Source organism: Pseudomonadota bacterium (genome assembly GCA_039815145.1).
Lineage (GTDB): Bacteria > Pseudomonadota > Gammaproteobacteria > Steroidobacterales > JBCBZW01 > JBCBZW01.
Window position 1 is genome coordinate 1 of sequence record JBCBZW010000248.1, and the last position, 3,547, is coordinate 3,547.

2 protein-coding genes are annotated in these 3,547 nt (G+C 69.2%); both read left to right on the forward strand.

All coding sequences use genetic code 11. The features are described from left to right. The coding region (locus tag AAF184_25245; protein ID MEO0425660.1) for a hypothetical protein at window positions 1-799 on the forward strand (799 nt) is incomplete at its 5' end. Then, window positions 799-3,547: multiheme c-type cytochrome (locus AAF184_25250; protein ID MEO0425661.1), on the forward strand; the 2,749-nt coding region annotated here is incomplete at its 3' end. The genes AAF184_25245 and AAF184_25250, both read left to right, overlap by 1 nt.

The following is a 3,547-nucleotide window of genomic DNA, read 5'->3' on the forward strand; positions in this document are numbered from 1 at the left end:
GCGCCTGCGCGAGCCGCAGGTGCTCACCCTGGAGTTCCCCGCCGCCCTGGGCGAGCAGGATGAGCGCAAGCGATGGCTGCTCGCGGATGGGTGGGTCGAGTATCCCTACTCGCAGACCCTGTTCGCTGCCTGGCAGGCCGACGTCACCTATGAACCGCCATCGCTGGAGGTGAGCGCCGACGGCGAGCATTGGCAGGTGCTCGCCGCCCACTTCGGCTATCCGGCGGGCATGCCGCGCCACATGGCCCTGCCCCTGGACGACCTGCCGGCGGGGGCGCGCTACCTGCGCCTGCGCGGCAACCTCGAGATCTACTGGGATCGCCTGCGGGTTGCCCTGGTGGAGCCGGCGCCCGCCCGCGCGCAGGTGACGCCTTTGGTTCTGCGCCGAGCGGAGCTCGCACAGGTGGGATTTCCCGTGCGCACCACCCACGCGCAGCGCCGTCCCCACTTCGACTACTCTCGTCGCCAGACCTTCTGGGACACGCGCTACATGCGCGGTGCCTACACCGCCTTCGGCGACGTGCGCGAGTTGGTCAGCGAGCAGGACGATGCCCTGGCGCTCATCGGCGCCGGGGAAGAGCTGCACGTGGAGTTCGCGGCGACGGCCGAGCCCCTTGCACGCGGCTGGTCGCGCCACTACCTGATGGACACCGCCGGTTGGGCCAAGGACATGGATCTGTACACGCGCGACGGCGATTCGGTGGGCCCGATGCCCCATCGCAGCGACGACCTGGACGTCCTGGCGCGTCGCGATGCCCTGCACGCGCGCTACCACACGCGTCCCTTGTCGGGTAAGTGATGGATACGGCAAGCAACGGCAGGGCGCGCCCGCGCCCGGTGATCGGACCGCGCTTGCGCGTGCTGCTGCAGGGCGTGTTCGTGCTGTTCGCCCTGCTCGTGGTGAACTCCGTCTACCTCGCCGGCACCTCTCTCCTCGAGTGGCTGAGCGGGGCCTCGTGGCAGGGCGCCATGTTCCAGGTGATGTTCCTCGCCCATCTCGTGCTGGGCGTGGTGCTGATCGCGCCGTTCCTGCTCTACGCCGCGGTCCATGCGCGCAACGCCTGGCATCGCCCGAATCGACGCGCCGTGGCCATGGGGCTGGTGCTGACCCTCGCCGGCACCGTGCTGCTGGTCACGGGCCTGGTGTTGACGCGGGCGCTGCCGGGGCTGCCCTTGACCTCATCGGGGCTGCGTCAATCGCTCTATTGGGTGCACACCCTGGTGCCCCTGGTGGTGGTGTGGGCTTTCGTGCTGCATCGTCTGGCGGGGCCCGCGATCGTCTGGCGCCGTGGGGCGGGGGTGTTCGGCGTCGCGGTGGCGCTCACCTTGGCGGTGGGCGTGTGGAACTGGTGGTCCACCCCCGGCGCGGTGGTGGCTGACGAGGCCGATCGCTACCACCTCGCGCCGTCGCTGGCGAAGACGGTGGACGGTCAACCGATCGCGGTCGACGCGCTGGTCAACGATCAGTACTGCGTCGACTGTCACGCCGATACCCACGAGCGATGGTCGGCGAGTGCTCACCGCTTCGCCTCCTTCAACAATCCCGCCTACCGCTTCTCGGTCGCCAACACCCGCGCGGAGATGCTGGCCCGCGACGGCAACGTCGACGGCACGCGGTTCTGCGCGGGCTGCCACGACCCGGCACCGCTCTTCAGCGGCGCGCTGGTGCAGGCGGACTTCGATCCGGACTCGGTGGCGGGCCAAGCCGGCATCACCTGCACCGCTTGCCACGCGATCACCAGCATCGATTCGCCGCGCGGCAACGCCGACTACACGATCGAAACCCCTCGCCACTACCCCTTCGCGCGCAGCGAGCAGGGCCTCGGCAAGTGGGTCAACCACCTGCTGGTGCGGGCCAATCCCGAGTTTCATCGCCGCACGTTCTTAAAGCCCCTGCACGAGACGCCGGAGTTCTGCGGCACCTGCCACAAGGTGCACCTGCCCGAGGCGGTGAACGCCTACAAGTGGCTGCGCGGCCAGAACCACTACGACACATGGCTGCTCAGCGGTGTCTCCGGGCACGGGGTCTCGAGCTTCTACTACCCACCGGCTGCCAAGCAGTGCAACGACTGCCACCTGGCGCAGATGCCCTCGGAGGACTTCGGCGCGCAGGTGCGAGCCCCCGGGGAGCCGCCCACCGTGCACGATCACCTGATGGCGGCGGCCAACACGGCCCTCGGTCACTGGCTGGACTTCCCGCCCTGGAGTGAGCAGGCGTCGAGGGAGATGCTCGAGGGCGCCCTGCGCGCAGACATCTTCGCCATCCGCGAGGGTGGTGACCTAACGGGTGAGTTGATCGCGCCGCTGCGCCCGCAGGTGCCCACCCTGCAGGCGGGTGAGCGTTACCTGATCGACGTGGTGTTGCGCACACTCACCCTCGGCCATCCCTTCACCCAGGGCACGGCGGATTCGAACCAGGTGTGGCTGGAGGTGAAGGCGAGCCTCGACGGCCGACCGCTCGCCCACAGCGGGGCGCGGGATCCGCGCAACGGTGCCGTCGACCCAGGGGCGCACTTCGTCAACGCCTTCGTCCTGGATCGCGATGGTCAGCGTATCGATGCGCGCAACGCCGAAGACATCTTCACCGTGCTCTACAACCACCAGATCCCGCCCGGCGCGGCCGATGTGGTGCACTACGGCCTGACCCTGCCGGAGGATGCTGAGGGCACCTTGACCGTCGAGGTGTCGTTGAACTACCGCAAGTTCGATACGCGCTTCCTCGCCCTGATGCAGGACGACCCGAACGTGGTGAACACCTTGCCCATCACGGTGATCGCGCGCGATCGCATGAGCTTCCCCATCTCGGGCGCCACGACGATGGCCCAGGCGGCGCCTGACATCCCCACCTGGCAGCGATGGAACGACTACGGCATCGGCCTCCTGCGCAAGCCCGGCGTGGGCGAACTGCGCCAGGCCGAGCAGGCCTTCAGCGAGGTGGAAGGCGAGGGGCGCGGGGACGGCAGCCTCAACCTCGCTCGCGTGTACCTGCGCGAAGGGCGCGTGGACGATGCGGCCGACGCCCTGGCGCGGGCCAACGAAAGCACCGACGTGATGCCTTGGGTGGTGGCGTGGTTCAATGCCCAGGTGGATCGCCAGAACGGTTACCTCGATGAGGCGATCACCCAGCTCGAATCCATCGTGGAGACGCGCTTCGCGCAGGCCCGGTCGCGCGGCTTCGACTTCGCCTCGGACTATCGCGTGCTCAACGAGCTCGGCCTCACCCACTACGAGCGGGCGCGCGCCTCGCGCGGCGAGGGACAGCGCGCACGGCGGGAGGCGGATCTCGAGGCGGCACGGCGCTGGTACTCGGCCACCCTGGACCTGGATCCTGAGAACCTCAGCGCCCACTACGGCCTAGCCCAGGTGTTCGCCGCCTTGGGGTTGACCCCCGAGGCCGACTATCATCGGGCGCAGCATGCCCGATACAAACCCGACGACAACGCGGCTGACCTGGCCATCGCCGCCGCTCGCCGCGCCTACCCGCAGGCCGCACGTGCCGCGGACGACACGGTGATCTACCCGCTAGAAGCGCCGCGGTCCACGCGCC